Origin of the sequence: Rheinheimera salexigens (assembly GCF_001752395.1) — a bacterium.
GTDB lineage: Bacteria > Pseudomonadota > Gammaproteobacteria > Enterobacterales > Alteromonadaceae > Alishewanella > Alishewanella salexigens.
In genome coordinates, this window is record NZ_MKEK01000001.1 from 60,212 (window position 1) to 81,868 (window position 21,657).

25 protein-coding genes are annotated in these 21,657 nt (G+C 42.7%); 7 read left to right on the forward strand and 18 right to left on the reverse strand.

The features are described 5' to 3' along the window. Window positions 1-110 precede the first annotated feature (110 nt). The gene (locus BI198_RS15900; protein ID WP_083256519.1) at window positions 111-248 is read left to right on the forward strand and encodes a DUF3149 domain-containing protein; all 138 of its coding nucleotides are present in this window, start codon (window positions 111-113) and stop codon (window positions 246-248) included. Between the two features lie 63 nt (window positions 249-311). Here BI198_RS15900 and BI198_RS00335 read toward each other — a convergent pair whose 3' ends face one another. Together BI198_RS00335 and BI198_RS00340 are read right to left on the reverse strand one after the other, a co-directional pair. Continuing rightward, on the reverse strand, window positions 312-1,874 hold the full coding sequence (locus BI198_RS00335; RefSeq protein WP_235605178.1) for a GMC family oxidoreductase: 1,563 nt from the start codon (window positions 1,872-1,874) through the stop codon (window positions 312-314). Between the two features lie 61 nt (window positions 1,875-1,935). Next, on the reverse strand, window positions 1,936-2,424 hold the full coding sequence (locus tag BI198_RS00340) for a hypothetical protein (RefSeq protein ID WP_070047751.1): 489 nt from the start codon (window positions 2,422-2,424) through the stop codon (window positions 1,936-1,938). Between the two features lie 52 nt (window positions 2,425-2,476). On the opposite strand from BI198_RS00340, the gene BI198_RS00345 reads away from it, so the two are divergent. Further along, window positions 2,477-3,499 carry a hydrolase gene (locus BI198_RS00345; protein WP_070047752.1) on the forward strand — a complete coding sequence of 341 codons (1,023 nt, stop codon included), beginning with the start codon at window positions 2,477-2,479 and terminating at the stop codon, window positions 3,497-3,499. Then, window positions 3,474-3,710 (forward strand): YheU family protein, encoded by a 237-nt coding sequence (locus BI198_RS00350; RefSeq protein ID WP_070047753.1) that lies wholly within the window; start codon window positions 3,474-3,476, stop codon window positions 3,708-3,710. Before BI198_RS00345 ends, BI198_RS00350 begins: the two co-directional genes overlap by 26 nt. A gap of 82 nt (window positions 3,711-3,792) precedes the next feature. Here BI198_RS00350 and pckA read toward each other — a convergent pair whose 3' ends face one another. The 3 genes from pckA to nudE form a co-directional block, all read right to left on the reverse strand. Then, window positions 3,793-5,394: a phosphoenolpyruvate carboxykinase (ATP) gene (gene pckA, locus BI198_RS00355; RefSeq protein ID WP_070047754.1), complete on the reverse strand. Its 1,602-nt coding sequence runs from the start codon at window positions 5,392-5,394 to the stop codon at window positions 3,793-3,795. 195 nt (window positions 5,395-5,589) lie between these two features. After that, on the reverse strand, window positions 5,590-6,420 hold the full coding sequence (gene cysQ, locus BI198_RS00360) for a 3'(2'),5'-bisphosphate nucleotidase CysQ (protein ID WP_070047755.1): 831 nt from the start codon (window positions 6,418-6,420) through the stop codon (window positions 5,590-5,592). Beyond that, a complete protein-coding gene (gene nudE, locus BI198_RS00365) occupies window positions 6,407-6,976 on the reverse strand; it encodes an ADP compounds hydrolase NudE (protein WP_141728816.1) in 570 nt (189 codons plus the stop codon). Before nudE ends, cysQ begins: the two co-directional genes overlap by 14 nt. A gap of 94 nt (window positions 6,977-7,070) precedes the next feature. On the opposite strand from nudE, the gene yrfG reads away from it, so the two are divergent. Continuing rightward, a complete protein-coding gene (gene yrfG, locus BI198_RS00370; protein ID WP_070047757.1) occupies window positions 7,071-7,742 on the forward strand; it encodes a GMP/IMP nucleotidase in 672 nt (223 codons plus the stop codon). A gap of 11 nt (window positions 7,743-7,753) precedes the next feature. Here yrfG and BI198_RS00375 read toward each other — a convergent pair whose 3' ends face one another. From BI198_RS00375 to gspC, 12 genes are read right to left on the reverse strand one after another with little or no spacing between them, the layout of a single operon-like run. Continuing rightward, complete coding sequence (locus BI198_RS00375; protein ID WP_235605180.1) at window positions 7,754-8,446, reverse strand: type II secretion system protein N; 693 nt, start codon at window positions 8,444-8,446, stop codon at window positions 7,754-7,756. 55 nt (window positions 8,447-8,501) lie between these two features. Beyond that, window positions 8,502-8,972 (reverse strand): type II secretion system protein GspM, encoded by a 471-nt coding sequence (gene gspM / locus BI198_RS00380; RefSeq protein ID WP_070047759.1) that lies wholly within the window; start codon window positions 8,970-8,972, stop codon window positions 8,502-8,504. Beyond that, window positions 8,969-10,156: a type II secretion system protein GspL gene (gene gspL / locus BI198_RS00385; protein WP_070047760.1), complete on the reverse strand. Its 1,188-nt coding sequence runs from the start codon at window positions 10,154-10,156 to the stop codon at window positions 8,969-8,971. The genes gspM and gspL overlap by 4 nt, the downstream gene beginning before the upstream one ends. Beyond that, the gene (gene gspK, locus BI198_RS00390) at window positions 10,153-11,184 is read right to left on the reverse strand and encodes a type II secretion system minor pseudopilin GspK (RefSeq protein ID WP_070047761.1); all 1,032 of its coding nucleotides are present in this window, start codon (window positions 11,182-11,184) and stop codon (window positions 10,153-10,155) included. Before gspK ends, gspL begins: the two co-directional genes overlap by 4 nt. Continuing rightward, entirely contained in the window at window positions 11,181-11,804 is a 624-nt protein-coding gene (gene gspJ / locus BI198_RS00395; protein ID WP_070047762.1) for a type II secretion system minor pseudopilin GspJ, read from the reverse strand. The genes gspK and gspJ overlap by 4 nt, the downstream gene beginning before the upstream one ends. After that, window positions 11,797-12,177, reverse strand: a complete 381-nt coding sequence (gene gspI, locus BI198_RS00400; RefSeq protein WP_070047763.1) for a type II secretion system minor pseudopilin GspI — start codon at window positions 12,175-12,177, stop codon at window positions 11,797-11,799. Before gspI ends, gspJ begins: the two co-directional genes overlap by 8 nt. Then, on the reverse strand, window positions 12,174-12,770 hold the full coding sequence (gene gspH / locus BI198_RS00405) for a type II secretion system minor pseudopilin GspH (RefSeq protein WP_070047764.1): 597 nt from the start codon (window positions 12,768-12,770) through the stop codon (window positions 12,174-12,176). Before gspH ends, gspI begins: the two co-directional genes overlap by 4 nt. Next, on the reverse strand, window positions 12,770-13,201 hold the full coding sequence (gene gspG, locus BI198_RS00410; protein ID WP_070047765.1) for a type II secretion system major pseudopilin GspG: 432 nt from the start codon (window positions 13,199-13,201) through the stop codon (window positions 12,770-12,772). The genes gspH and gspG overlap by 1 nt, the downstream gene beginning before the upstream one ends. Before the next feature lies 1 nt (window position 13,202). Beyond that, window positions 13,203-14,423 (reverse strand): type II secretion system inner membrane protein GspF, encoded by a 1,221-nt coding sequence (gspF, locus tag BI198_RS00415; protein WP_070047766.1) that lies wholly within the window; start codon window positions 14,421-14,423, stop codon window positions 13,203-13,205. Then, on the reverse strand, window positions 14,423-15,949 hold the full coding sequence (gene gspE / locus BI198_RS00420) for a type II secretion system ATPase GspE (RefSeq protein ID WP_070047767.1): 1,527 nt from the start codon (window positions 15,947-15,949) through the stop codon (window positions 14,423-14,425). The genes gspF and gspE overlap by 1 nt, the downstream gene beginning before the upstream one ends. Then, the gene (gene gspD / locus BI198_RS00425) at window positions 15,949-18,081 is read right to left on the reverse strand and encodes a type II secretion system secretin GspD (protein ID WP_070047768.1); all 2,133 of its coding nucleotides are present in this window, start codon (window positions 18,079-18,081) and stop codon (window positions 15,949-15,951) included. Before gspD ends, gspE begins: the two co-directional genes overlap by 1 nt. A 27-nt stretch (window positions 18,082-18,108) precedes the next feature. Then, complete coding sequence (gene gspC, locus BI198_RS00430; RefSeq protein ID WP_070047769.1) at window positions 18,109-19,080, reverse strand: type II secretion system protein GspC; 972 nt, start codon at window positions 19,078-19,080, stop codon at window positions 18,109-18,111. A 170-nt stretch (window positions 19,081-19,250) separates the two neighbouring features. Between gspC and hslR the strand changes: the two genes are divergently transcribed. The 3 genes from hslR to rrtA are packed head-to-tail and all read left to right on the forward strand — an operon-like array spanning window position 19,251 to window position 21,162. Continuing rightward, window positions 19,251-19,664: a ribosome-associated heat shock protein Hsp15 gene (hslR, locus tag BI198_RS00435; protein ID WP_070047770.1), complete on the forward strand. Its 414-nt coding sequence runs from the start codon at window positions 19,251-19,253 to the stop codon at window positions 19,662-19,664. Window positions 19,665-19,673: 9 nt separating this feature from the next. Then, window positions 19,674-20,522, forward strand: coding sequence for an Hsp33 family molecular chaperone HslO (gene hslO, locus BI198_RS00440; RefSeq protein ID WP_070047771.1), 849 nt, complete (start codon window positions 19,674-19,676; stop codon window positions 20,520-20,522). Window positions 20,523-20,556: 34 nt separating this feature from the next. Beyond that, window positions 20,557-21,162, forward strand: a complete 606-nt coding sequence (rrtA, locus tag BI198_RS00445; protein WP_070047772.1) for a rhombosortase — start codon at window positions 20,557-20,559, stop codon at window positions 21,160-21,162. Here the strand turns inward: rrtA and BI198_RS00450 are convergent. Next, entirely contained in the window at window positions 21,130-21,582 is a 453-nt protein-coding gene (locus BI198_RS00450) for a hypothetical protein (protein ID WP_070047773.1), read from the reverse strand. The two genes, rrtA and BI198_RS00450, sit on opposite strands and share 33 nt — an antisense overlap. Between the last annotated feature and the right edge of the window lie 75 nt (window positions 21,583-21,657).

The window sequence follows — 21,657 nt, forward strand, 5'->3', positions numbered from 1 at the left end:
GAATTGCCTCTTTAAACCCAAGCAAACAATCAAAGTTTGATCTACATCACTACTCTATGCTCAACAATACGTTATGGTAGCCATATCAAAACAGTACAAGGGGATATGTTATGGACTTATGGCACTTATATTTTAATGACCCAATTATTTTCGCCTCTTTTACCGGACTGGGCGTACTACTTGGCATCGGCGCTTTTTTTGCTGTCTATTTTACCTATAAAATTAGTACTGCGACTGAGCAAGATTAATTTTCATTTGCCTCAGCAAGTCACCCCAACCGACTGCTGGGGCAATATTGTATTAGCCTAACGCTATACTGGCTGCAGCTCATGGCTTAATTCTTTAATTAATTGCTGGCAGTTTTTCCATACCAAGGCATAAATAGTCAGTTGCGGATTTGCGCCTAAACTAGTAGGTAGAATAGAACCGTCAAATACCGACAAGTTGGTTAATTGATGGTGGCGACCGTTAGCATTTACCACGCCTTTGTCCGCTGTTGCACTCATATTACAACCTCCCATAACATGCGCCGAAACAACCGTTTGCCGTAAAGCGGTCATCGACAACTGCTCAATTGCCGCTTTAGCTTCTGGCCAGTTTTGATATAACTTTGCATCGTGATGAATAGGCAGAATTTGCTTAGCACCGGCGGCAAATTGTAATTCCGCCATGGATAATAGTGCTTGACGCATACCCTGCCAAATATAATCAGTAATGGGATAATCTAATACTGGCTGTTGATCTTGATCTAATACTACTTGGCCACCTTGGCTTTCTGGGTGAAAGCCATCCCGTATAAGCGCGATAGTCACTTGCAGTTGATTAAAGCTTTTCATCAACTGCGCATGTTGATCGCCTACACCAATTAACTTCGACGCCATCAACACCGGATGGATAGGGGGTACTTCCAGCTTATAGCCTGGCTGCTTGGAATCGGTTGGCCATACAAACTGATCAGAATAAATACTTTGCGGCGCACCAGCATGACCATTAATATCTTCAGCAAATACAGCACCACTGATCACCGTTGGATGTAGATAAGTATGTTTACCTAAACGACCTGATGGGTTAGGCACCTTAGAGCGTAGCAACAAAGCTGGAGAACCAATAGCCCCAGCGGCTACAATATAATGCTTAGCTGATATTGTGACTTTTAATGACGCAGTAGGCTGAAAATGCTCATCAACCGGCACCGCTTCTAACCTCAATATTTGGTTATCCTGCCACTGTAATTTGCGTACAGAAAGCCTTGAGATTAACGTGGCACCCTTTTTTAAAGCAGCTGGAATCGTGCTGACCAACATAGATTGCTTAGCATCTATGGGACACCCCATACCGCAATAGCCCAAATTAGCACAATGGGTAACATTGCGTTTGATCACAGTATATTGCCAACCTAATTGCTCACAACCATATTGCAGTTTAGCGTTATTGGCGTTTGGCGCTACCGACCATTGCTTTATATTTAAACGCTCTTCAGCTAATTGGAAATAGGCCGTAAGATCATTTTCTGCTACAAAATTCAAACCAAACTGGTCTTGCCAATAATCTAGTGTCTGCTGGGGCGTGCGAATAGATGTGGTCCAATTTACGGTAGTAGAACCACCTACAGTACGACCCTGTAAAATACCAATGGCTTGATCTTTAGTTTTACGCGCTGCGCCTTCTTGATATAAATTAGGATAAGCCCAGCGTTCTTCCATCTTAAACTGCTCACGCGTGTAATAAGCGCCTTCTTCTAGCAACAATACTTTAAAACCCGCCGCACTAAGTTGCTCAGCGGCAATACCACCACCAGCGCCTGAGCCTATGATGACCACATCAGCGCTAAAATGTTGATCGGTTATAAACTGGCTGGCATCCAAATGTTGCATCATTAATCCTTTTGGCTGTATTGCAATTGGGCTTTATAGTAAACGGGCTATATTTATATTCTTAACGATATCTCGGTGCGGTATAGTTTATAGCTTGCCAATGTTCTGGTTGGCCATAATAGGCCGCAAACAGCAGTTCGCGTAAACCATGATAAGCCTGCTGCAACAAGGCTAAATAACTATCGCGCCAATTAGCTAAAAGCTGCCAGCGCTGGCTCATAGTCAGTTCTGATATGGCCGTTAGATGACCGGTTAAAGCCAATTGAGTCACTTGATTGGCTAATAAATTAAATAACTGCTGTAATTCTTGTTGCTGTCTTTTGGCTAAGTACGGCATAAAATCGCTGATTGCCGCTTTAGTTCGGTTAACTTGAACAGCCATAGTCGTATCTTCAGGTAAAGCAGCGTACAATAAGGCAGGTAGTAGTGCACTTAACACGAGATCTCGATTATCACTATTCTCATCAAAGCTGCTGTTCCAGCCATATATACCTAAGCTAGACGCGGCACCTAAGGCGATACCACTAAGTATAAATTGTCGGCGATCCATAAGTGACTACTCTTCGTAAAATATTATTCATTGTTTATCAGGAAGCCTTGTTTTGCAAGCTCAGATCAGACCAGTTATTAGCTCCTCTTTTACGCCAGCATGGTGGCTTAAGCATGCCCATTTACAAACTATCTTCGCTAAATATTTAAGCCCTAAACTTAAACAGAAAACCGTGGCCGAAATATTCCCGCTGGCTGACGGTGATGAAATACAATTAAATTGGATGCAGCCCTCTCGTATTGCTAGCGACGCACCTTTAGTGGTGTTACTGCACGGTTTAGCCGGTGATATTAACAGTCATTATATCCAAGCTATGTTAGCCCAATGCCGACACCTACGCTGGCCAGCTGTGTTAATGCATTTCCGTGGCTGTAATGGACAACCGAATAAACTGCCTAGAGCCTATCATAGCGGTGACACTGCCGATTTTTCGGCAGTAATAACAGAAATAAGCCAACGTTTTCCAGAGCAAAAGTTGGTTGCTATTGGTTATTCGCTAGGCGCTAATGTCTTACTAAAATATTGTGGTGAGCAGACTACCGCTAACCCACTGGCCACAGCCGTTGCGGTATGCCCTCCCTTAGATTTATCAGCTTGTGCTAGTCGCATTAATCAAGGCAGCAGTAGAATATATCAACGGTATTTATTAGGCCGATTAAAGCGTAGTACAGCTTTAAAGTTAAAACAGTTCCCTGAGTTTCCTATCCCGCTTACGCTAAAAAAACTCAGTACCTTGCGCAATATAGAGCAATTTGATGATAGTTTCACGGCGCCTATTCATGGTTTTAGCAGTGCCCAAGATTATTACCAAAAAGCCAGTGGTAAGGCTTTTTTGCAACATATTAGTATTCCAACCTTAATTATTCATGCCAAAGACGATCCCTTTCTTAGCGATGCCGTTATTCCTACAGCAGAAGAGTTAAACCACTATATTCATTATGAACTTAGTCAAGGCGGCGGCCATGTCGGCTTTGTTTGTGGCAATATTTTCAAACCGAAATTTTGGTTAACGCAGCGTATTCCTACTTTTATTCGTGAGCAATTAAGCAATGATAATTCCGTACCAGCAACTTGATACCGACACATTAAATAATTTAATTGAGTATTATGTGTTACGTGAAGGCACCGATTACGGTGATGAAGAAGTGTCACTTGGCGACAAAGTACAACATGTTATGCAACAATTGGAAACGGGCGACATTGTTATTGTTTTTTCCGAGTTGCATCAAAGTATAAATTTAATGCCTAAGCAACAATTTGCGCAATTACCGGCTGAAGCCGAGTAATAAAATAAGTAAATACCCATAAAAAATGGCCGCTAAAGCGGCCATTTTTATTTGTTGAAAGCAGTCATCTATAAACGTGTGTTTAAAGTTGCGGCCCTGCAGCAACTAAGGCTTTACCTTCAGCGTTATCGGTAAACTTAACAAAGTTATCAACAAAAAGTTTGGCTAAGTCTTGGGCTTTTTCATCCCAGTTACTGACTTCGGCATAAGTATTACGCGGATCTAAAATAGACGTGTCATCAACACCTGGTAATGCTGTTGGCATGGCTAAATTAAAATACGGTAAAGAAACGAACTCTGCATCTTCAATGCTGCCATCTAAAATTGCATCAATAATGGCGCGAGTGGCTTTAATGGAGATACGCTTACCGGTACCATTCCAGCCCGTATTCACTAAATACGCTTCTGCACCTGAATCTTGCATCCGTTTACCTAACACTTCTGCATATTGCGTTGGGTGCAAGCTTAAAAACGCCGCGCCGAAGCAACTAGAGAAAGTAGGTGTTGGCTCAGTAATACCACGCTCAGTGCCGGCTAACTTAGCCGTAAAGCCTGATAAGAAGTGATACTTTGCTTGCGCTTCAGTTAACTTAGACACCGGCGGTAATACACCAAAAGCATCGGCAGTTAAGAAGATAACTTTTTTGGCATGGCCAGCTTTAGACACTGGAGTGACAATATTATCAATGTGATATATCGGATAAGAGACACGAGTGTTTTCAGTTCTAGAGCCGTCGTTATAGTCAACTTCACCATTTTCAGCAACGGTAACGTTTTCTAATAAAGCATCACGACGAATGGCATTATAAATATCAGGTTCGTTTTCTTTGGATAAGTTAATGGTTTTAGCATAACAACCGCCTTCGAAATTGAACACGCCATCATCATCCCAACCATGCTCATCGTCGCCGATAAGTTGGCGCTTAGGATCCGTAGATAAAGTGGTTTTGCCGGTGCCCGATAAACCAAAGAATACTGCAACATCGCCATCTTTACCGACGTTAGCAGAACAGTGCATTGATGCTATGCCTTGCAGCGGTAAAAAGTAGTTCATCATCGAGAACATACCTTTTTTCATTTCGCCGCCGTACCAAGTGCCACCAATTAATTGAATGCGCTCAGTAAGGTTAAATGCCACAAAATTTTCAGAGTTTAAACCTTGTTTTTCCCAGTCTAGGTTAGTGCATTTTGCACCATTCATGACAATAAAGTCTGGTTTATAGGTTTTTAGCTCTTCTTCGGTAGGACGAATAAACATATTTTTAACGAAATGGGCTTGCCACGCGACTTCCGTAATAAAACGTGCCGCAAGGCGGGTATCGGCATTGGCACCACAATAAGTATCAACAACAAATAAACGCTTACCCGATAATTGTTTAGTTACTGCTGATTTTAATGCTGTCCATACATCTTGAGTGATAGGCTTATTATCATTTTTACCTTGATCAGACCACCACACAGTATCGCGGGTCGTATCATCACGGACAATATATTTATCTTTTGGTGAGCGACCGGTAAAAATACCAGTATCAACTGCGATGGCGCCTGATGTGGTCAGTTTGCCTTGCTCATAACCTTGTAAGTCAGTGCGGGTTTCTTCTGCAAATAATTGATCATAAGAAGGATTATAAATAACTTCCGCGACATCTGTTATGCCATATTGGCTCAGATCCATATCGGACATGATGTAACTCCTAGGGTACTGTAGGTAAGGGTGCAGTCTCTAGCGGACTTAGTAATTCTGTGTTTTTGCTAAACATTTACAGGTTTATAGGCAAAAACTCGGCGCTATAGTAGCTTTTTTTAGTGTTAAAAGATAGCCAGAAAAAGTGCTCTTTAGCTGAATAAGTGATACAACTCTGCAACACTACCCTAAGCTTTACAGGGTTAAATCCCGTAAAGTTGCTTTTGCTTTGATTAATTGCTGCCAAGAAACACTGGCTTGACCTAACACCATAAAATTAGGATTAGCTAAGGTATCGCGCTGGTTATAACTTAAGGGTAAAAATTCGCTATCAAGTATTTGGCCACCGGCTTCTTCAACAATGACTTGAACTGCACCGGTATCCCACTCTCCTGTAGGACCTATTCGCATATAACAGTCGGCTTTGCCTTCGGCAATTAAACAGCTTTTTAACGAGCAGCTGCCCAGCGCTATATACTCAACATTTTGCTCTACTTGTAATAAATTAATAATTGGCTCAAGCGGTTGGCGACGGCTGACTGCAATTTTTAAGCACTCACCAACGTTAAAGTGATTAACATTGATCCGCTGAATTTGTTGGCTATCTTGTTTAAAAGCGCCATTGCCCCGCGTTGCATAATAAAATACTTGATGCTTTGGCCAATAAATAACACCTAATGCTGGCCAGCCGTCTTCTACCAAGGCGATACTAACAGCAAAGTCACCACTGCGGGCAACAAACTCTTGGGTGCCATCCATAGGATCAATTAACCAATAACGTGACCACTGATGACGTTCCGCTAATGACGCTAAACGCGACTCTTCGGAAATAATAGGGATCTCAGGCGTGAGTGTGGATAAGCGGTCAATAATAATGGCATTCGCGGCAAGATCAGCGGTAGTCACTGGACTTTGATCAGCTTTTTGTTGCTGCTCAAAGTTACCGCTTTGATATAACTGCCATAATTCTGTACCAGCTTCTAGAGCTGCTGCTTTTACTGGCTCAAGCAGATTACTTAAAAACATCCGGATTCGCTTCCAAATATTGCTGCGCTAAAAACAAACCGGCAACACTTCTAGCTTCTGTGAAATCAGGTTGTTGCAACAAAGACTGATCATCACGGCGTAACCAGCTAACAAGTTCTAACGGTTCTGGCTCGTCTCCCGGCAAAGATTCTGGGTACAAATCAAACGCCAGCACTATGTGCATTGTAGCATTAAAATGACTGGGGGCTAAAGCCAATGACTTTAAGCTAACAAAACGTTTTGCGCCAAAACCAATTTCTTCTTTTAATTCACGATTTGCCGCTTCAATTATTGATTCTCCAGGATCTATGCCGCCTTTAGGAAAGCCTAATTGGTAATCGTCGCTACCGGCACAATATTCCCGCACTAAATAAAAACTCTCAGCATCGGGGCAAGGTATAATCATTACGGCGCCATTACCGCCACCGCGTAACCGTTCATATACCCGCTGCTCGCCATTGCTAAATTCAAGCTGTAACTGTTCAACTTTAAAAAGTAGGCTTTGTGCCACCAGTTGCTGCTGCAATATCTGTGGCTTTTGTTTATTTGTCGTCATGACCATCCTATCGCTGCGACTAAGAGTCAGCTCTGTTACAATTAATACCGTTTACTATTACTGCTTACTATAAAACGAATGACAGGAAAAACCTATGTTGCATTGGGCTGAAATTGATACTGTATTACTCGACATGGACGGCACCTTACTAGATTTACATTTTGATAGTTATTTTTGGCAATATTATTTGCCTAAACGCTGGTCTGAAATTAGCGGTATTGATGAAAAAAGCGCTCAACAGCAATTAGATGCTGAATATACCAAGTTAGCCGGTAAGCTGGAGTGGTATTGTCTAGACTATTGGGGCAAACGGTTACAACTGCCTATTACTGAACTAAAGCGTGAAGTAATGGATAAAATTGCCATGCGCGACGATGCAGCCGTATTTTTACAGGCATTAAAAGATAGTGGTCGTCAGGTGATCTTATTAACCAATGCTCACCCTGACAGCTTATCATTAAAAGTAGAGCGCACTGAATTGGCGAGTTATATCGATACTTTAGTGTCTACCCATGAATTTGGCGTCACCAAAGAAAATTGGGCGCTATGGCATAAAGTGCAACATCGCTTCGGTTTTGATCCCGCTCGCACGCTGTTTGTTGATGATAGCCTGCCCATTTTACATGCCGCTAAAGATTTTGGCATAAAACACTTATTAGCGGTGGCCAATCCAGATAGCCAGAAAGTCAGCAACAACATTACTGAGTTTCCGGCCATTACTGATTACAACACTTTAGTCGCTGATATCTTAAAACCTAGAACCTAGACTTTAAACAACTAAAGCTTAAGAGTGTAGCGCCCATTTGCATCAGGCCGACCAACAAACTGCATGGCCTGATGCACTTCTTCTGGCAAAGAAGGATCTGGCTTTAAGCTACCATTTAGCTGTAACCGCGCATTGTCTAAGCGTATTTCAGCATCCAGTCCAAGTAGATTATCAGCTGCGGTATTCATAACAATACTGCCTTGCTCGCAATGCATATCGGCAAATAACGCCTGAAAATCTAACCAGTTGCCACTTAAACTTTGTAATTTTGCATCTAACCAACTGGCATTGCCCTGTAATGACTCACACCATGGCTGACCTTGCTGGTAATCGGTTATATCTAATACCAACTCACCACTTGCTGCCATGGGTAGAGGCAACGCTAACAGCGGCAAAACATCAGCTACTTGCAATCGAAACAGACTATTTTGCAACGACATGCCGCTAAAACCATAGTTTAGAGTAGCATCAACATAAGGTAAGCTCGCTTGCTGCTTACTGCCGCTTGTTACTGAAAATTGGGCTTTTGCGGTAAACAACTGCCATGCATTTAATTGCCAACGTAACTCGGGTAAATAAAGCTGCTTATATTGCACTGCGCTCACTTTACCCTGCGCTAAGGTGCCACTGACACTGCCCAATTGTAAACCAGTTGGTAACGACACTAGCTTTAACCACCACGCTGCGGGGGTTAAAAGCAGCATAAAAACACTATAACTTACTATTAATAAAACTATTAACTTCCAAGACTTGTTCATTCTATTCAACCACTATACGTCGTACTCTAACGATGCCGGGCTTGTCTGCCTGCGCTAAATCTAAACTGACTAAATGCACACCATGCTGATATTGCAGCTCGTATAACCAAGGCAACAATCGCTCAAAACTTAAATCGTCTAGTACCAGCGCTAACTGCTCATTTTGTGGCTGCATTCGGCTAACGGTAATACTTTGTGTTCGCGCACTATTACTAATAATTTGCGCCAAACTGCCACCAGTACGTACACTTGCACTCCCAGCTGCCAATAAACTAGGTATCGCTTGTTGCAGCCGCTGTAATTGCAACTGAGCTGCAGTAACAGTTTGTTGTCTTTGAATTTTTGCTTGATGCAGAGGTTGCCACAGTAACCAATAAAATAAGGCTATGGCGATAACCACACCGGCTAAGCTGACAATACGCTGTTCGCGTACTTGCAAACCAAACCACCAGCTTAATATTTGCTGTTTCATGCTTTACCTCGCATCGCCACACTGCCTTGCACTTTATCGCCATCGTTGCTCAGCGTGCCCTGATTAACACTAAAGCCGGCTTGTTCCAATTTATTTTTCAGTTGCTCAAAGCTTTGAAAACTACTGGCTTTGGCTTGAAACCTAAGCTCAGACAATTTGCTATCAAAGCGTAAGTTTTCAAGGCTAATATCTGGCACTGTGGCTAATTGTTGCTGCAATGCCGCTAATAAGGTTAAAAATCCTTGCTCTGTCCCGCCATCTACTTGCGCTAATTTACGTTTTAATTGCAGCGATAAATTGACCACCGGCTCATTGGGAAAGGCTTGCTTATACGTCGTAATACTTTGTTGTTGTAATTGCTGGTTTTGGCGGTTTAATTGCACGTTTATCATGCCAAGTTGCAGCAAATAGATACTTAGGCAAGCGATTGCTAACACGGCGCTGTTACGCCAAAGCCCAAACTGAGTATGACTTTGCCGCTTCGGCTTATATTCCGCTTGGAGTAAGTTAAAGTTATGCTGTGGTAATTGAGCTGCGAGTAAGGCTAAAGGTAATTCAGGCTCAGCCAACTGATGTGCATGATCCACCTCAACAGGCCACGGGCTAAAACTAGTGACGTTTGGCAATGCCGCTAACTGTAAATAATCTGGCCACCAACTTTGTTCAACCGCTGCAATTTGCCAAGGTGCTTGCTTCACTAACCATTGATCGTGTAACTGGATACAAGCTGGCAAGCTGTGATCGGGTAATAATAATGCATCAGGTAGTAAACGCGTGACATTAAAGCCGGCTTGCTGCAGCCAGTCTAGCCATTTCTCTAATCGCTGACGTTGGCAAATAGCCACTTGCTGGCTGTATTGGCCCTCTTGAAATTGCACGTCGCCTAGCGCCACAAATAACTGCTCAATATCTTCAGCTTGCTCTTCTTCTAACATATAGGGCAATGCTTGTAATACTTGGCGGTTAGGCTTGGTAGGTAATAACACCTGCTTTAATACCACATCTGATGCAGGTACTAGTGCTATTACTTGGCGCTGACTGACTCTTTTCGCTAAATCGGCTAACTGATCAATATTGGCAAGCTCACCACTGGCAATAACTTCATTGTTATGGCTAGCCCAAACCAACCAAGTTACTTGTTGTTCTGCCCGGCTACCCAGCCGAATTATTAATTGTTCACTCACCCTTGGTCTCCAAATCGTCGAGCTAGCACTTTAATTTTATTAGTATTGGTTTTTTCCAGCACTGACGTTAGCACAAAGCCTGATTCTAAATAAGCTGCCGTCGCGGTTAACTTAAAATATTTGGATGTAAACACTAGCATGTTTTTTACATCGTCAGTTAAAACAATATCTGCTAACTGTGAACTACTGGTAATATCTTCTAACGATGTAAAACCGCTTTCTGGCCGGCTGTTAATTAACTCAATCGCGGCTTCTTCAGTCAGTTGCGGAATTAACGCCGCTAACAATACCGCGGTTTCTTCAGTTAACGTATTTAGATTAATTAATAAATCTCTATTATCAGGTATTACGCAGACATAAGGCGCTAGTGCCTGATAATCAGCAGGGGTAATACCCAAAATCACTCTTAGTTCAGATGGACTCGCCATCAACGTATTCGCCGCATAATAAGGATACACTAAGCTGGCATAGTCATCTTCTTCCGCACTGCCACTAGTCATTAATAAACTATCTTCATCTAACCAATCAGCAATCCGCGCGGTTAAGTATTCGGGTGGCATGGTTAAATCGGCCAACTTTAACTCAAGTAAACGTTGAAATGCTTGTTGTGGCACAGAAAATTCGGCTTTTGCGCTAGCGTTTGCACGGCTGACATTTTGCAGCGCATTAAGATTAAAGCAACTGCGCAAATCAGTAATATCACCAGCGATAGTGCCATTATCAACCGGAAAGGTTGCACCTTGCATCGCCCATTGTTGAGATAAATTAACCGTTTCTTCACCCACGACCGTTCGGGTTAATAATACTCGGCTAAATTGCTCCGCGGCCATGGCATACCAAAATGCCTGGGTCTGCTGTTGAATATTCTGCTGTCGTTGTATTTGCAGGCGTAACCGGCTGGTCATCGTTGCGGCTATAATCACCACGATAGCAATCACCATTAATACCGCAATTAACGCTACGCCGTTTTGTCTTGTTGCCGAGTATTTAAGCGGTGCTTGCTTAGCCTGTACTTGCTGAGTGTTCATTGCAATATTTGCTCCGCAACTAAGCCATCTGGCAGCATAAAAATACGTTCAATACGTCCTAAGTAGGTATGAATCAAAGTAACTTTTACGGCAGTAGGTAAATTACTATCTTGCCAGCGTTGTTGCCATGTTTCAGCCAATAAATATTCAACCTCAAAGCCGGTTAAGTCACTTTGTAACATTTGTATCCGGGGCACGGTTCCGGTAACCGCATCAGGATATAAGGTAAATAAGCGCTGCAATACGCCTTCTTGAAGTCGATAAGCCACAGCTTGAATTTCACTACGCGGTAATATCATACCGGGATTACGCCAACCTTGGCGACTAAAGCTAATACCATGATCTTCGCTGTCAAATAAGTACTGCGCACCTACTAGCCGATTTTTTTCAGCGGGCTCGCCATCAATACGCACATGTCTGGCACTTATCTGCATAAAGTCACGCTCTAACATTAACATGGTGCGCTGAATTTCGATTAAACGCTGACTAGACTCGCGCGATAACTCATCGCTTTTGGTCACACTAGACAACACCGCTATCGAGGCCAAGCCAACTAAAGCAAACAGTGAAACGGCTAGTAACATTTCTATAAAGGTAAAACCCTGGCCACGATTATCCATTTGGCTTACCTTTATAGCTTTGTAAACTATATAAAATATCCTCTGGTGTTTCGGCTAAACTGACCTGAATTTTAATTAAGCGTAAATCTGCATCTTCTAATTTATAATTTTCCAGTTGCCACAGCCATTTACGGTTGCCTTGCTCTACTTCGCCCTTGCGCTGCTCTTTGCCTGGCCACTCTTTTTCTAGTAACGCTAATTGCATTTGATTGTTGGCAACAAAACTGGCAAAAGTACTATCTTCCAGCATGGTGATACTACGAATATGTGCTGAAGTTGCTTGCATAATAGCAATGCCAGCAGTGGCAAAAATAGCCATCGCAACCAATAATTCTAGCAGCGTAAAACCGTTATGGTTACTAAGTGACTTCATGGTTGCTCGCCACTAGCAAAGGTGCGCGTTAAGGGAATAAAAAACTCGGTACTTACTGTGGAATATAACGGAGACAGATCACTTTTTTCTATAAAGGTAAGTTTAAACGGACTAATTTCACCTGAAGATAAAATAAATACTTGCGGCAATACCGGCGTAGTTTGCTGCTCATCCTGACTGTATTCTTCATCTATTTGCCAGTCTAAATCTCGCAGTAAATTGTCTTCGACTGTGGCAAAACCATCCAAATCTAACTGTAAGCTGATGTCTTCAGGTAATTGGTGTTGGCGCAAGCTTTCAGGTTCTTCTGCCGGCAACCACTTTTGCTGATTATTATCGTAATATAAAAATCCGTAGCGATCGGCAGTAGTATACAACCCCCACTCTTGCTGTTTAAGCAAAGCCGTTTCAGCCACAAACTGAAACAACTGTTGAAAGCGCAAACTTTGCTTATCAAGCTTTTCTGCTCGGCTTTCACCGCTAAAATTAAGCACCACTGCTGTCGCCAATAAGCCAATTAATAGCATTACTAGCATCACTTCTAATAAAGTGAAACCCGTGTTCTTAGCGTGACGAGCAGCAGGCTTGATCATTAATTATTACTGTCTGACTCAACATCCCAATTACCAATATCATCATCACTACCGGCAGTACGGTCTGGGCCTTTGCTTAGAATATCAATACGACCAATCTGGCCTGGGCTAACCAGAATATAATCTTCGCCCCAAGGATCTTTTGGCAAACGCTTAATAAAACCGCCATCAGGAAATGCTCTTGGTACGGGTTCAGACGTGGCCTGTTGCACTAATGCTGTTAAGCCTTGCTCGGTGGTAGGGTAAAAACCGTTACGCAACCGATACATATCTAAGACGTTTTCTAATTGTTGAATATCAACTTTAGCTTTTTGTTGATCAGCCGCTTCTTTATTGCCCAATAAATTGGGTACTACCATGCTGGCAATAATACCCAGAATAACAATTACGACCATCACTTCTAAAAGGGTAAAACCCCGTTGTTTTAACATGTTATTTTCCTATCATATTATTAAGTTCTAGTATTGGCAGTAAAATTGACATCACAATTAAAAACACCATTGCTGCGAGAATAATCACCACTGCCGGTTTAAATATTTCTAACGATACCGTCATGGTCATTTCAAATTCACGATCTAAGTTATTTGCCGCCCGCTCTAGCATGGTATCTAATTGACCACTTTTCTCGCCACTGGCAATCATATGCAACATCATAGGCGGAAAGAGTTTGGTTTGATCCAGTGCATTGCGCAGCGAGGTGCCTTCGCGCACTCTAGCTGCAGCCTCTGTTACCGATTGTTTCATAAAACTATTATCTAGCACATCGGCGCTAATGCGCATCGCTTCAAGTAAAGGCACGGCACTGGCATTTAATATACTTAAAGTGCGAGCAAAACGCGCCGTATTAACGCCTCGGGTTATGCGGCCAATAAAGGCAATATTTAATAGCTGTTTATCATAAGCCATTTTTATAGCCGGCTTTTGTAATAAGCGCTGAGCTAAAATAATGGATAATACGATGCCGAGCACTAAACCAAGGCCATAACTTTGCACAAACTCGCTGGCACCAATCATAAACCGAGTTAACGCCGGTAATTGTTGGCCCATATATTCGAACTGCTCAGTAATCTTTGGCACTACCACCGACAATAAAACGCCAATAATGCCGATAGCCACCACAACCATAACAATGGGGTAGATTGACGCCATTAAGATTTGATTGCGCATATGCTGACGTTGCTCGGTGTAATCAGCTAAACGGTTTAACACTTGGTCTAAATGACCGGATTTTTCACCGGCTGCGACCATAGAGCGAAATAGGTGATCAAACACATGCGGAAATTCGGCTAAACCTTCGGCTAAACTATAGCCTTCCACCACTTTAGAGCGCACTGTCATCATCATGGTTTTTAAGCGCGGTTTATCACATTGCTCGGCAACTGCCAGCAAGGCACTTTCAATCGGTAACGCCGCTTCCACTAAAGTGGCGATTTGCCGCGTAATTAAGGCGAGTTCAGAGGTGGAAATTTTGCGTTTAAACCATTGCTTACCTGATGCCAGCAGCTTTTCTTGCTGCGAGGCTACCGTGACACTAATCGGCGTTAGCTTTTGCTCGCGTAATAAACTGCGGGCATGCCTAGCATTATCTGCTTCTAGCACCCCTTTAGTGGTGCGACCTTTTGCCGTTAAAGCTTGATATTCAAACGCCGCCACTAAACATCCTCTCGTGTCACACGCAATACTTCTTCTAACGTGGTATAGCCTTTTAATACCTTGCTAAAACCATCGGCGCGAATACTGGGGCTATGTTGGCGCACGTATTTCTCAATAGACTGCTCGCCCTTACCGTTATGAATTAACTCGCGAATATGCTCATCAACCTGTAATAATTCATGAATCCCGGTACGTCCACGATAGCCGGTAAGGTTACAGTGTTCGCAACCTTTGGCTCGATAAATAATCGTATTACTGGCAGCAGTAACGCCGAGTAATCGGCACTCTTCGGTATCAGGTTGGTGTGGATGTTTGCAATGAATACACAAGGTTCGCACTAACCGTTGCGCCAGCACACCTAATAAACTGGATGAAAGCAAGAAGGCTTCTACACCCATATCCTCTAAGCGGGTTATCGCGCCAGCGGCAGTATTAGTATGCAAGGTAGATAACACTAAGTGACCGGTTAAACTGGCTTGCACGGCTATTTGTGCTGTTTCTAAGTCACGAATTTCACCCACCATCACCACATCGGGATCTTGACGTAAAATCGCCCGTAAACCGCGGGCAAAAGTCATATTAACTTTGCTGTTTACTTGGGTTTGGCCAATGCCTTCTAACTCATATTCAATCGGATCTTCTACCGTTAAGATATTGCGATCTTTAGTATTAATATCGGTTAAACCAGCATACAAAGTGGTACTTTTACCCGAGCCAGTAGGGCCCGTAACCAGTATAATTCCGTGCGGTTTTAAAATAAGTTCAGCAAAAGCGGTTTGCACCGTGCCGGACATGCCTAAGTCGGCTAGATTTAAGTGCGAGTTATTCTTATCTAATAAACGCAGTACTACCCGCTCGCCATGGCTAGACGGCATAGTCGACACTCGGACATCAACGGCGCGACCGGCGATACGTAAACTGATGCGACCATCTTGTGGCAAGCGTTTTTCGGCAATATCTAACTTTGCCATTACTTTAATCCGCGACACTAACAAGCTCGATAAGCGCCGATGAGGCCTTAGCACTTCACGTAAAATGCCGTCGACTCTAAAGCGAATAATTAAAGCTTTTTCAAACGTTTCAACGTGAATATCTGACGCACCTAATTTAATGGCCTCGCCTAGCATGGCATTAATTAATTTGATAATGGGCGCATCATCTTCATTTTCTAATAAATCTTCGGTTTCAGGAATATCATCTGCCAACGAGGCTAAATTCACTTCTTTACCAATATCTTCCATTAATTGCTGCGCTTCAGAGGAATCTCGTTGGTAACTTGCTTCTAATAATGCTTCAAATTCAATCGGTGATAATCGAACAATAGTAAAAGGCTCCGCTAACATGCGGCGAACTTCTAATACGGCTTGAGCCGATGTCGCGGTATGCACCGATAACAACCAACCGTCTTTTTGCTGCTGCAATAACACACCGTGGCGCTTAGCAAAACCAAATGGCAACCGGATCCGACTACTGACCGGTTTAATATCTTCTGCCGCGAGTTGTTCCAGCTGCTCTAACTGCGCCATTAGTCTTGCAGCCCTTTACTTTCTGTCGCTGACAAACCTTCTGGCTGCTGCTTCTGCATATATTCATCAAAGGTCGGCGGTAATTCTAAAGCGTCGTTCCACTCTGGTAAAATAACTTGCTTGGTATTGGGCATTAAACGAATGCCTTCTTCATCCCGCTTTAACTGCTCGGCACGAATATAATTATATTTTTCTTTGGAAATACCCGATATCGCCGAACCTTCACGGACAATAGTGGCTTTAATAAACACCATTAAGTTACGTTTTTGTTTGGTCACGCTGGTGGTTTTAAATAAATGGCCCAAAAACGGAATATCGCCTAGCAGCGGAATTTTAGACTCGCTTTCCTGCACGTCTTCATCAATTAAACCGCCTAATACTACTGTTGCACCATCATCGGCCATAACAGTGGTTTTAATTTCCCGTTTATTAATGGTGATATCAACTGCAGTAGCGCCACCAATACTGGATACTTCTTGCTCTATAGTCAGTTGAACCGCATTACCTTCGTTAATTTGTGGCGTCACTTTTAACTTAATGCCCACTTCTTGGCGATTAACTTGCTGGAAGGGGTTAGTGTTATTGGCTCCGGTGGTTGAGCCGGTGATAACAGGTACTTCTTGGCCAACTAAGAAAAACGCTTCTTGATTATCCATAGTGGTAATGTGCGGTGTTGATAACACGTTAGAGTTAGAGCTAGTACGGACGGCTTGCAAAATTGCGCCCCAATCGCCAGAAATAAAGCCTAACATAGCGCCATTCAATGAGCCTAACACCTGAGCCGCGGCACTGTAGTCGCCTTCAGTATCAGGCACTGGCACTGTCGTGCTGGGTACGCCCGGAATAGTCGACTGCTCTACCCGAGGTGGATTTTTGGTCGGCCGCGCTGATAATGCGGCGCCAGCGACATTCATTAATGGAATAGTGTTGCCGCTATTAAAGTTGGTACCACCAAAGTTTTTATTTAACCACTGCACACCTAAATCGGTGCCATCGCCTTCAAATACTTCAACAATAATGGCTTCTACTAATACCTGCGCACGGCGAATATCTAATTTACGCAGCACTTCTTCTAGTGAACGCATCATGTCAGGCTGGGCTGTAATCACTAAACTGTTGCTATCGTTGTGGGCATCGATGCTAATGGCGCGCGAGCTGCCACCGGATGCACGTCTTGCGCCACTTGGTGAGGCTGTGCTCTGGCCGCCTTGTACTTCAGCAACAATAGACTCACTAACCCCTTTTAACACCGGCACTAACTCTTCGGCTTTAGCATATTTCAGATAAAACACCCGAGTATTACCACTGGTTTTTAATTCTGAATCTAAGCGTTTGGCTAATTCAATCACCCGCTGTCTGGCTTGGATCTCACCACTGACAATTACGCTGTTAGTGCGCTCATCGGCAACAATTCGTGGCACTAAGAAATCGGGCTGATCGCCACGACCTTGGCTTTTATAAATGCTTTCAAGAATTCTGACTATTTCTGGCGCAGAGGCATATTCAAGTTTAACTATTTCTAATTCTTGGTCTCCGGCTTTATCCACCCGTTGAATAATATCCACCAAGCGATTTACCACCGCAGCCGGTCCTGTCATCATAATCACGTTTGATGGATCATAATGCACAACATGGCCACCACCGGCCTGATTACTAAATTGGCGTAACAACGGCGCTAATTCACGCACCGACACGTTACGTACCTGTACCACGCGCGTGACCATCTCGTCACCTTGGCCTGGATACTCGTCACTAACAACAGGAATATTGCTGGTTTTGGCATCTTTATTACGCACTACTTTTAAAATGCCGTTTTCCATTTCCACCACAGCAAAACTATAGACTTCCAGCACATTTAAAAAAAACTGATAATACTGCTGCTCGTTAAGCATTTCGTAACTGCGCACATTAATCCGGCCGCGCACTTGTGGATCAACGATAATGGTTTTCTTTAAATTCATGCCAACGATATTAATAAACTCATTAATATCGGTGCCTTTAAAGTTAGGCGAGTACATTACGGGTTCATCAGCAACAACACTCGCGCTAGGGACGATAACAGCAAGAGAAGCTGCGACTAAAAGGCTAGCCAAAGTTCGGCGAGAAAGAAAAGAGAGCTGCAATGATTTCATTAAATTATAACCAATTAGTTGTCATTATTATTGCGATAGGCTAACTAAAATATCTTTAGTTTCACCATCTCGCTCTATTTTTATTGTCGCTTCTTGAGCTTCACGTAATTCATTAATGACACCCATTGCCTGCTGCATGTCATCTAAACGTATGCCATTAATTTCGATGGCTAAATCGTTGGCCTGTAAACCAAGCTGATTAAATAAAGCGGGGTCTTTACCTGGCGTTAAACGGTAGCCAACTAACTGGCCTTCCCTACGTTGTGGCGAAACCCGAATATAATCAAAAAACTTCATCGGTTCAGCTAATAACTGCTGACGTTGCTCAGAAAGTATCTCATTGGTTTGTAGCGGCTGCATAGGGTCTAATGTTGGTGCCATATCATCTTGTTGCTCAACATTACTTTCAAAATTATCCGCATCACTACGACCTAAACCAATATTGGCTTGAGCAATCTTTGTATACTCCATACCATCTAACATTAAGGTTTCATAACGGCCAGCTTGTTGCAGTAATACCCGGTCATGCAACACTTGCTTCAATACGGCGTTAGTGCCATCAATTTTATCGTCAATGGCATAGGTTGCTTCAGCACCGCGGCTTTCGATAATAGCACTACCTTGCTCAGGTACTTGGCTAATAGCCACTAAGCCGGTTAATTTAACATTTAAATTAGTTTTTGGCGCTTCAGTCACTACCGGCACCGGCTCAGATTTATTGGCTGTAACTTGGTCGGCTTTACCAAACAATGAAAAACTGACTAAAGCCGATAAATCGACTTTATTTTTCGCAGCATTAGCATTCGCGGCATTAAGTTGCAAAGCTGGAGGGACTATAGCATCAGTTTGTGCTGGACTAGGCAATAGCTGCCAACTTAGCTTAGCTAAAAGCCAAGCTAATAAAACGCTCAATAGCACATTCAATATCAACCGAAGGTTATTCAGTGGAATTTTTTCAAGCTGATGCCAAAATTGTTCTAGTTGTAATAACGGCTTCATCACACACTTCTATGTTTAATTCGACTTTTATCTTACCCAGTTGTCTATCTTGCAACAAGACCGATAGTAATTTATTACATTAAAGCAACCCTGTTTTTTTATGATTTTGCCCATATATAGTAGATAGGCACTATAATAGCTATTTTAGTTCGGTAAATAGATTACCTCATATGCAGCAAAAATTAAAAAAATCAGTTTCTGAAGCACCCGCAATCCGTTTAGATAAATGGCTTTGGGCCTGTCGTTTTTATAAAACCCGCGCTATAGCAAAAAACATGATAGAGGGCGGCAAGGTACATTATAATGGTCAGCGCTGCAAAGCTAGTAAAACAGTGGAACTAGGTGCAACGGTTAAAGTGACACAAGGCACTGACGAAAAACATGTAATTATACAAGTGCTAGCAGAAAAACGCTTAGCGGCTACCTTAGCTCAAATGCTATATACCGAAACCGCCCAAAGCGTTGAGTTACGTTTACAGCGTGCTGAATTACGAAAAACTAATTCTTTATTTGCACCGCACCCTGACACTAAACCCGATAAAAAAGAGCGGCGTAAGTTGCTTTTATTAAAATCACAGCAGTAAGAGAATATAATGACTTCAGATAATTTATACCGTTTTATATTTCAAGATAAGCATGTCCGTGGCGAATTGGTTCAACTCTCTAGCAGCCTGGATAATATGTTGTTGAATCATGATTATTCCCTGCCAGTAAAACAACTGTTGGCTGAATTAGTTGCCGCTACCAGTTTACTGACCGCGACCCTTAAATTTGAAGGCGAAATTGCAGTACAAATTCAAGGTGATGGCCCTCTTCGCTTTGCTGCTGTAAATGGCAGCGATCAACAGCAGTTTCGCGGTATTGCACGAATGCGCGCAGAGCTACAAGGTGATAGCTTCCGTGATCTGGTAGGTGAAGGTCATATGTTGGTTACCATTACGCCAAAGCAAGGTGAACGTTACCAGGGCATTATCCCGTTAACGGGCGACAGCTTAACCCATACCCTTGAAACCTATTTTGCTCAATCAGAGCAATTACCTACCCGGTTATATTTATTTACTGATATTCAACAGCAGCATTGTCGTGCTGCCGGGTTTATGCTGCAAGTACTGCCGGTAAATCAACAGCAAGCGAAAATAGATTTTGCTGAGTTAACCATATTAAGTAACACCCTTACTGCCGATGAAACCCTTAACCTACCAGTTGAACAGTTATTACACCGTTTGTACCATGAAGAAGATATTAAGTTATTTGCTGCGCAAGCAGTCAGTTTTGTTTGTGGCTGTTCACGAGAAAAAACCGAAGCGGCTATTATCAGTTTAGGCCAAGCGATTATTAACGAACACATAGCCGAAGGTAAATTAGAAATTAGCTGTGATTATTGTAATAACAACTATGTCTTCAATAGCGCTGATTTACAGCAGTTAAGCGACAAGCTGTGATAAAACTCCAAGCTATTAGCATTTAGCATTTAGCATGTTAAGGCTCGGCATAACATTACCCCTAGCGCAGCGCCATTTGCTTCCAGTACTAATGGTCGCTGCATTGCTTGGGTTATTGTTTTTATTACCTGAACACTTTGCAAATTGGTTAATGTTTGAACGCGAAGCGCTTAAATCTGGTCAGTTATGGCGCTTATTTAGCGGGCAGTTTATGCATTTAAGCTTAGCTCACCTGTTATTAAACTTGTCTGGTATAGCGATGTTTTGGCTGTTATTTGCCGAATATACTGCTGGTTGGCGCTTTCTCTGGTTACTCCCGCTCTTAGCGCTGGGCTGCAGTACTGGCATCTGGTTTTTTGCATCTAACATTGACTACTACGTGGGTTTCTCTGGTGTGCTTTATGGTTTGTTTGCTTGGGGTGCGCTGCAAGATGTTATGCAGCGCCAGCCTTTTTCTCGCTTGTTACTCTTGGTGATTATTACTAAGGTTAGTTACGAATTTATTTTTTCACCGATCCCAATCGCTGCTATTAACGCCAATCCGTTAGCAACAGCCGCTCATTTTTTTGGCGTAATAAGTGCGCTCATGATTATCAGTATAAGTTACTTATTCAGTAGCAAATTGCACCGGAATACATAAGTCCTTTTGCAGTATCACTGATGGTTTCTGGCTAACAACACAGCTCAAAGTACCACTTTCGGTTGTTGACTCTGCTGTTTTTGACTCCAGTGCTTTATTATACTTTTCAACTAAAGCTAACAATACTGGCTCATTAGTATTCTCTATCGAGTACAGTAAATGCGTTGCTGTTTGCTGACAGTCATTAGTATTTAAAGTCACTATTTTACAGCTAGCTATATCTTGAGCGATTGGGCTACTAATTAAATCTCTGATACCGCGTTCTAATTCTACTAATTGCTCGGCTGAAACCTGAGACTGAGCCTGTGGCGTAGAAATTATTTCTGTCACCGGTTTACAACCAACTAGAACGGCTCCAATTATAAGCGGCTTAGTCACTCTACTAAGCACTTTCAACAAATTAATACCTGTTGTAATCATCTATTCTCCCTTCTAAATCGTCTTAAAAATTAAGGGGCTCGAAAGCCCCTTAATTTATAACAGTAATTACAATAA

What these genes read in the sequence shown, in the direction of transcription:
- BI198_RS15900 (WP_083256519.1), top strand. Translation starts at nt 111, where the DNA reads ATGGACTTATGGCACTTATATTTTAATGACCCAATTATTTTCGCCTCT.
- BI198_RS00450 (WP_070047773.1), bottom strand. Translation starts at nt 21,582, where the DNA reads ATGATTACAACAGGTATTAATTTGTTGAAAGTGCTTAGTAGAGTGACT.
- gspI (WP_070047763.1), bottom strand. Translation starts at nt 12,177, where the DNA reads ATGAAGTCACTTAGTAACCATAACGGTTTTACGCTGCTAGAATTATTG.
- gspK (WP_070047761.1), bottom strand. Translation starts at nt 11,184, where the DNA reads ATGAACACTCAGCAAGTACAGGCTAAGCAAGCACCGCTTAAATACTCG.
- gspC (WP_070047769.1), bottom strand. Translation starts at nt 19,080, where the DNA reads ATGAAGCCGTTATTACAACTAGAACAATTTTGGCATCAGCTTGAAAAA.
- pckA (WP_070047754.1), bottom strand. Translation starts at nt 5,394, where the DNA reads ATGTCCGATATGGATCTGAGCCAATATGGCATAACAGATGTCGCGGAA.
- BI198_RS00375 (WP_235605180.1), bottom strand. Translation starts at nt 8,446, where the DNA reads ATGCTGCTTTTAACCCCCGCAGCGTGGTGGTTAAAGCTAGTGTCGTTA.
- cysQ (WP_070047755.1), bottom strand. Translation starts at nt 6,420, where the DNA reads ATGTTTTTAAGTAATCTGCTTGAGCCAGTAAAAGCAGCAGCTCTAGAA.
- gspM (WP_070047759.1), bottom strand. Translation starts at nt 8,972, where the DNA reads ATGAAACAGCAAATATTAAGCTGGTGGTTTGGTTTGCAAGTACGCGAA.
- BI198_RS00335 (WP_235605178.1), bottom strand. Translation starts at nt 1,874, where the DNA reads ATGCAACATTTGGATGCCAGCCAGTTTATAACCGATCAACATTTTAGC.
- BI198_RS00350 (WP_070047753.1), top strand. Translation starts at nt 3,474, where the DNA reads ATGATAATTCCGTACCAGCAACTTGATACCGACACATTAAATAATTTA.
- gspH (WP_070047764.1), bottom strand. Translation starts at nt 12,770, where the DNA reads ATGATCAAGCCTGCTGCTCGTCACGCTAAGAACACGGGTTTCACTTTA.
- hslO (WP_070047771.1), top strand. Translation starts at nt 19,674, where the DNA reads ATGACTTCAGATAATTTATACCGTTTTATATTTCAAGATAAGCATGTC.
- rrtA (WP_070047772.1), top strand. Translation starts at nt 20,557, where the DNA reads ATGTTAAGGCTCGGCATAACATTACCCCTAGCGCAGCGCCATTTGCTT.
- nudE (WP_141728816.1), bottom strand. Translation starts at nt 6,976, where the DNA reads ATGACGACAAATAAACAAAAGCCACAGATATTGCAGCAGCAACTGGTG.
- yrfG (WP_070047757.1), top strand. Translation starts at nt 7,071, where the DNA reads ATGTTGCATTGGGCTGAAATTGATACTGTATTACTCGACATGGACGGC.
- hslR (WP_070047770.1), top strand. Translation starts at nt 19,251, where the DNA reads ATGCAGCAAAAATTAAAAAAATCAGTTTCTGAAGCACCCGCAATCCGT.
- gspG (WP_070047765.1), bottom strand. Translation starts at nt 13,201, where the DNA reads ATGTTAAAACAACGGGGTTTTACCCTTTTAGAAGTGATGGTCGTAATT.
- gspE (WP_070047767.1), bottom strand. Translation starts at nt 15,949, where the DNA reads ATGGCGCAGTTAGAGCAGCTGGAACAACTCGCGGCAGAAGATATTAAA.
- gspD (WP_070047768.1), bottom strand. Translation starts at nt 18,081, where the DNA reads ATGAAATCATTGCAGCTCTCTTTTCTTTCTCGCCGAACTTTGGCTAGC.
- gspJ (WP_070047762.1), bottom strand. Translation starts at nt 11,804, where the DNA reads ATGGATAATCGTGGCCAGGGTTTTACCTTTATAGAAATGTTACTAGCC.
- BI198_RS00340 (WP_070047751.1), bottom strand. Translation starts at nt 2,424, where the DNA reads ATGGATCGCCGACAATTTATACTTAGTGGTATCGCCTTAGGTGCCGCG.